This is a genomic window from Gammaproteobacteria bacterium (genome assembly GCA_027296625.1).
GTDB lineage: Bacteria > Pseudomonadota > Gammaproteobacteria > JAKEHO01 > JAKEHO01 > JAKEHO01.
Genome location: JAPUIX010000027.1, coordinates 1 through 5,504, shown reverse-complemented (window position 1 = coordinate 5,504; position 5,504 = coordinate 1). Strand labels below are relative to the sequence as shown.

General features: G+C 54.1%; 6 protein-coding genes. 1 reads left to right on the top strand and 5 read right to left on the bottom strand.

The genetic code is table 11. The annotated features are described in order from the left end of the window. Positions 1 to 31 precede the first annotated feature (31 nt). The gene (locus O6944_01125; GenBank protein MCZ6717750.1) at positions 32 to 1,591 is read left to right on the top strand and encodes a M20/M25/M40 family metallo-hydrolase; all 1,560 of its coding nucleotides are present in this window, start codon (positions 32 to 34) and stop codon (positions 1,589 to 1,591) included. 54 nt (positions 1,592 to 1,645) lie between these two features. On the opposite strand, the gene O6944_01120 is transcribed toward O6944_01125, so the two are convergent. From O6944_01120 to O6944_01100, 5 genes are all read right to left on the bottom strand, one after another. Further along, positions 1,646 to 2,872, bottom strand: a complete 1,227-nt coding sequence (locus O6944_01120; protein MCZ6717749.1) for a hypothetical protein — start codon at positions 2,870 to 2,872, stop codon at positions 1,646 to 1,648. A 244-nt stretch (positions 2,873 to 3,116) separates the two neighbouring features. Next, positions 3,117 to 3,272: a hypothetical protein gene (locus O6944_01115; GenBank protein MCZ6717748.1), complete on the bottom strand. Its 156-nt coding sequence runs from the start codon at positions 3,270 to 3,272 to the stop codon at positions 3,117 to 3,119. After that, a complete protein-coding gene (locus O6944_01110; GenBank protein MCZ6717747.1) occupies positions 3,257 to 3,565 on the bottom strand; it encodes an SRPBCC family protein in 309 nt (102 codons plus the stop codon). The genes O6944_01115 and O6944_01110 overlap by 16 nt, the downstream gene beginning before the upstream one ends. A gap of 79 nt (positions 3,566 to 3,644) precedes the next feature. Next, complete coding sequence (locus O6944_01105; GenBank protein MCZ6717746.1) at positions 3,645 to 4,826, bottom strand: phosphatidylserine/phosphatidylglycerophosphate/cardiolipin synthase family protein; 1,182 nt, start codon at positions 4,824 to 4,826, stop codon at positions 3,645 to 3,647. Between the two features lie 50 nt (positions 4,827 to 4,876). Continuing rightward, positions 4,877 to 5,504 (bottom strand): DUF885 family protein (locus tag O6944_01100; GenBank protein ID MCZ6717745.1); only part of this gene is annotated, 628 nt, incomplete at its 5' end.

The following is a 5,504-nucleotide window of genomic DNA, read 5'->3' as shown; positions in this document are numbered from 1 at the left end:
TTTTTCCAACTACTTAAACTCGGAGACCGACATGAAACGAAATGCTGCGATGCTGATAATCATCCTGCTGTTTACGGGAAGCTCTGGTGCGCAGGAGTTCATCGACCTCGATATTGTTGCTAAAATAAAGTCGGAGGGATTCCAACGCTCACAGGTTGAAGAGACGCTCTTTTATTTAACTGACGTTCACGGTCCGCGACTCACCAACTCGCCTAACTACCGTGCCGCCGCCGAATGGTGTGTTGACCGCCTGAAGGAGTGGCAACTGGTGGATGCCACATTGGAACCGTGGGGAACATTCGGGCATGGCTGGACAGTTGAACATTTCTCCGTTGAAATGATGGCGCCTCAATACCTGAACATCATTGCTTACCCCAAAGCCTGGACCCCTGGGACTCAAGGAAGGATTTCCGGCCCGCCAATTCTACTCGATGTCGAGTCCGAAGAAGACCTGGAAGATTACAGGGGCAAGCTGCAGGGCGCGATCGTTATGACCAAGCCCGGGAGAGAAGCCGAGACGCACTTCGAAGCCGATGCCATCCGGCACTCAGATGAGGATCTTGCCGACCTGGCGCAGGCACCGGAACCCGGCAGCAAACCAGCCTGGTGGGCCAGAAGAGCCGAATTCCGCAAGCGGCGCGCGCTGCAAAAAAAGATGGCCGGGTTTTTCAAAGAAGAAGGCGTGGCTGTGTGGCTTTCGGCAAGTCCGAGAGAGCACGGCACGATTATCGCCCAAAGCGGCGGGTCGCGCGATATGAATGCAGAGCCAACCGTACCGCAGTTGGCCGTTGCGGCCGAACATTATTCACGAATTGCACGGCTGCTGCAACATAACATTCCGGTTGACCTCACTATCGATATCAAGACACAGTTTTTCACTGACGATTCTCTCGGCTACAATGTGGTGGCTGAAATCCCGGGAACAGATAGAAGGCGGAAAGAGGAAATCGTAATGCTGGGCGGGCACCTCGATTCCTGGCACGCAGGCACCGGCGCTAGCGATAACGCGGCAGGCTGTGTTGTGGCGATGGAAGCTGTACGGATACTCAAAGCCATCGGCGTGCGGCCAAAACGAACTATCCGCATCGCGCTCTGGAGCGGCGAAGAGCAGGGTATTCTTGGCTCAAAGGGATACGTCACAAAGCACTTTGGTGATCGCGAAACCATGGAACTGAAGCCGGAACACGCCAACTTTTCCGCCTACTTTAATCTCGACAACGGCACCGGCAAAATTCGCGGCATCTACTTGCAGGAAAACGATGCGGTGCGGCCCATCTTCGCGGCCTACCTTGAGCCGTTCCACGACCTCGGCGCACAGACGCTGACCATTCGAAATACGGGTGGTACCGACCATCTCTCCTTCGACGCAATCGGGCTGCCCGGCTTCCAGTTTATTCAGGACCCCATCGACTACCGCACGCGTACGCACCACACCAACATGGATGTTTATGACCACGCACTTCCGGGCGACCTGATGCAAGCCTCAGTGATCATGGCATCATTTGTCTACCACTCTGCGATGCGGAATGAAAAGCTGCCGCGCAAGGCGTTGCCAAAAGCGAAGGTTGAGGCCACGAACGGTGGTCAGTGATCGAGACGTCCTTGCCTGCCATGGTAAGGAACAAATCCAGCGGCCGGAACAGCATCAGCGATTCCATACGAAACGTCTCCAGTCGCGGTCTCGTTGCCTCGGGTCGCGCTGAACTTTCGCCGGGATGAGCGCTTCATAAAGCAGCCGCATGAAACCATCGGCCCCTGCTTTACCCAAAGGAACGTAGGCCGCGCGGCCTGCCCGTTCCCTGAGGAAACTTGCGACGTGACATGTCGGCCGGGAACGGACGTCACACCAGTAAACCATGTGTTTGCTTGAATCGCAGCGGCGCAAGGCAGCCATCAACCCGTCGTTCCACCCGCTGTAGCCGATGGCAATCACATCTTGCGAGTCCAGGCAACCGCGAAGCACGTCGATGTTTTTCTCTTTGAGCCCGCCCAGCTCGTCTGTCGTGCTTGCCGGATTATGACGAAGAATGCTGCCGTGGGTATAAACTAGATGAATCGGTCCCTCCTCTGCGGGAAACTCGGAGGGGTCGAGGCCCCTCTCCGGTCTGTCTGTGAGGCGGTACAGGAGATTGACCATTTGAAGCGAGTTCTGAAGCAGGGTGTCGAAGTTGGTGGTGAAGAGGGTCCGGCAGAAGGCGCAGGTTTTCCATTCCTGGCCTAGTTGCTGCGCCTCGAGCAACCCCGCCAGGTAGATGTGTGCCGCGTTGAGATCGTTTCGCCCGGTCGAGCCGCACGCGAGTTCAGCTCCGGGGTCGAGGACGTATTGAAGAAATCCCTTTACAAACCTCTCGCCGGCCCTTTGCTGCGCTTCCTGCCGTTTTTTCGGCGCCCGGCCTTCAGCACGCTGCTGCTGAAGGCGCTCCACATAGCTCAATTTCGTTGGCTCGACTTGTGCAAAGAGCACATTTGCGCCCTCATACGTGAACAGGTACTGATACGCGGCGCCCGGACTCTTCGGGAGGCCATCGCCGTCCAACTCAACAGTTGGTAAATCCTCTTTCGCCGCCGCCTGGTTGAATTCGGCCCAGAAGCTGGCGGAGTCTTTTCGGAGCGCGCTCGCGGGGCGCTCGAGGGACGCCTGATCCTGGTCCGGGCAGTAGTAGTCACCGATGGTCTGGTGCATGAGCTCATGCACCAGCGGCACGACGCCGTAGCTAAATCCGGCGCCCAAAATCAACACATAGGCCGCCGGCTCTGTCGCGGCCGGTGCAACGCCCATGTCGGAGTAGCTCGATTTGCGCGGCCTGGACTCGAGCTTGGTCTTAATTTTCCTGATCAGTTCGTCTTGCGTGATGGTTGGCAGGTCAAGCATGCTTGATTCCGCTCCGATGTCTTTGCAAATGTATTTTGCGTTGGCACAACTACAGTCACCGCTCGCTGGAACTTAAAAGTTTGTTCGATAAATTCAGGCATTAGCGATGCGCCCTCTGTAATCCCATATTGATCTGCATCTTAAACCAATGCTCGATCTCAGGATCACTCATAATTGGGTGATTCGTACGCCAGCTTCTGCTGGCAAACGCTGTCCGAGTAGAGCATACATGCGCTTAAAGTCATCAATAACCGGCAGTTGCCTTTTCGCAATATATTTTGACCAAATCCATATCTTGCATAATCGCTTTTTTAATCATGCCCTTAATCAACGGGTTCATGAGTTTTGGTAGTAACTGGTAGGCTTTCGCATCCATTGTCATTGTTAGCTCTGTCTGCATATCCTTAGCCTGACAGTAAATACCGTATCCCAAACAGTACCGTGACTATCTGCTACGAATCGAACTCGTTCATTTTCGATATACTCGGTTACTTCCAGTTCCGTTACTGCTTCTTTTCCCTTCATAAGGCGTGTTTCTCGAAATCGAGTACCGACTCCATTTTTTTTATCAGATAGATACTCAATCTTCATAATATGTGGAATAGCTTGAGAAAATTGACTGATATCAGAAACTGTTTTGAATACCTTGTCGAGTGGGGCATCAATCAGGCGGATTATGGTAGTGCGAGTCATGAGTCTTTCCATAGTTGTTTAATGACCAGATCGGACATGAACTTGGTGTTTCTTTGTGTTTCCATAGCTATTCTTAAATCTAAAGCCATCGTTTAACAGGCAAGCAGGCCAAACGATAGGCTTTTAGCCCCGGTGACAGGGAGGTCATGTAGTCCCCTCGAACATGCTGAGTTGCCTCGTCTTCGCGCAGGGTTTGAAAAAAATGACGAATATCGTCAATAGCCACCGGAGCACTCGTTACAATCATCGCTTCGGCCAGGCGGTCGTCGGCTGCGTGTTCAAAATTGTAGCTCCCCAGCCAGGCGCACCGATCATCTATTAACACAAACTTGGTATGCTGGCCGAGCGTATGTTCATAGATATTAATTTTCTCCTGCAACAGAGTAGGGTATTCGGCGACTGCGGAAACCCACGGCAGGGTGGATACTCCGCCGAGGGCATCCCTGTGCGAGTGGTGTATTTCCACATGTACGCCACGACGGGCGGCCTGGATAACGGCCTGGCCAAGCTCCGCCGGCGGTTTATAGTAAAAACTCGTCAGTAAAATACTCTCGCTGGCCGCGTGGATGTCTTCGATGAGCCGACGGGTGATGGTGTTTTGGACTTTTTGGCGAATCGGGCTGAGATGCGAAGGATCATCACTCGGGTGATAGGCGAGGAATTCCAGTGACATATGATCGCCGGTGGACTCTATCGGCAGGTCTTTGATAAAGGCGACGGCCTCGGTGAGGTCGATATCGGATTGACCGAGTGCTTTCGCGAAATCCTCCATCATCTTCACCACAACCGCGCCTTTGACCAGAAGGGCAAATTCAAACCAACGGTCGAACGACATCTTCGAGATATTGCCGCTCGCAAAAATCGCAGTACCTTCCTCCGACATCTGGTACTTCGAATGGAAGCCGGTGCCGCACAGCCGCTGCAAAAATTTCCGCGGCCGATAATAAACGACGTGGCCGCCACTATCGCGCAGGAGCTTCAGTTTTTCACGTAGCGCTCTCTCGCTTGCTTTTGTCATCAGGTTGCCCGCGAGCCATTGGCCAAAACCATCGATGAGCAGAACGGCCTGCACCTGGCGCTGGCAGGCCGCGATTAAACCATCCAGAAATTCGATGCCGTAAGGGTCGTACTCAAGATAGTAAGTGCTTATGTAAAGGAAACGCTGCGCATCATGCACCATGCGCATTCTTTCCTGCCACTCCTGTTCACGATCCAGGATCAACCTGAACAGAGTAGCGGATGTCTTCGTGTCATCGGGCATTGACCTTCATCTTAAACCAATGACCGATCTTAGTATGGATGGCCCAACTTTCATTGCTCACCAATCGCCGCTTCTAACATTGACTTGTCGCCGGTGAGTTCCCAGTAAATGAGGGATATGGGAATAACCCCGGCTCGGTTGAAGTCATACATGAACTCCTTAAGAACGAAATTGCCTGCCCGCTGCCGGGCATATTCAGCGATCAGTTTCTCAATCTCAATTTTGCCGATCACGTAGCTGGTGCCGTAAGCCGGCTGTTCCAGATAGAACTGCTCTTCGTGCTGGATCGTGGCGCCGTCAGCGGGGAGCAGGCTCCAGGGCGTCCATTTTGAGGCGAATTGCGTCGCCTCGTCGAGGGTCATCTCCAGGCCGTGCTGGTACAGGCCGCCAAGACCGCGAGCGGCACGTTGGGCAAGGAGGATCCAGATCAGTTCGCGGGCGCGAGGCTTGTCGTCCAACATTCCGGCGTGCATCATCATCTCTTCCATACCGGTGGCCATGCCCTCGGCGCGGCCGTCAAAGATATTGTAAAGGAGCGGCGTGCGGCGAATAGGGCTCTCGTGCGGCGCATGGCGCATGCGTGCTAAGTCGAACCAGTGGTAGTGATGGGTGCGCATTGTGATTGGACTGCGGTAGATAATCTCCCAGAAGAACCCGCGCAGTCCCGCGGACGGCGTA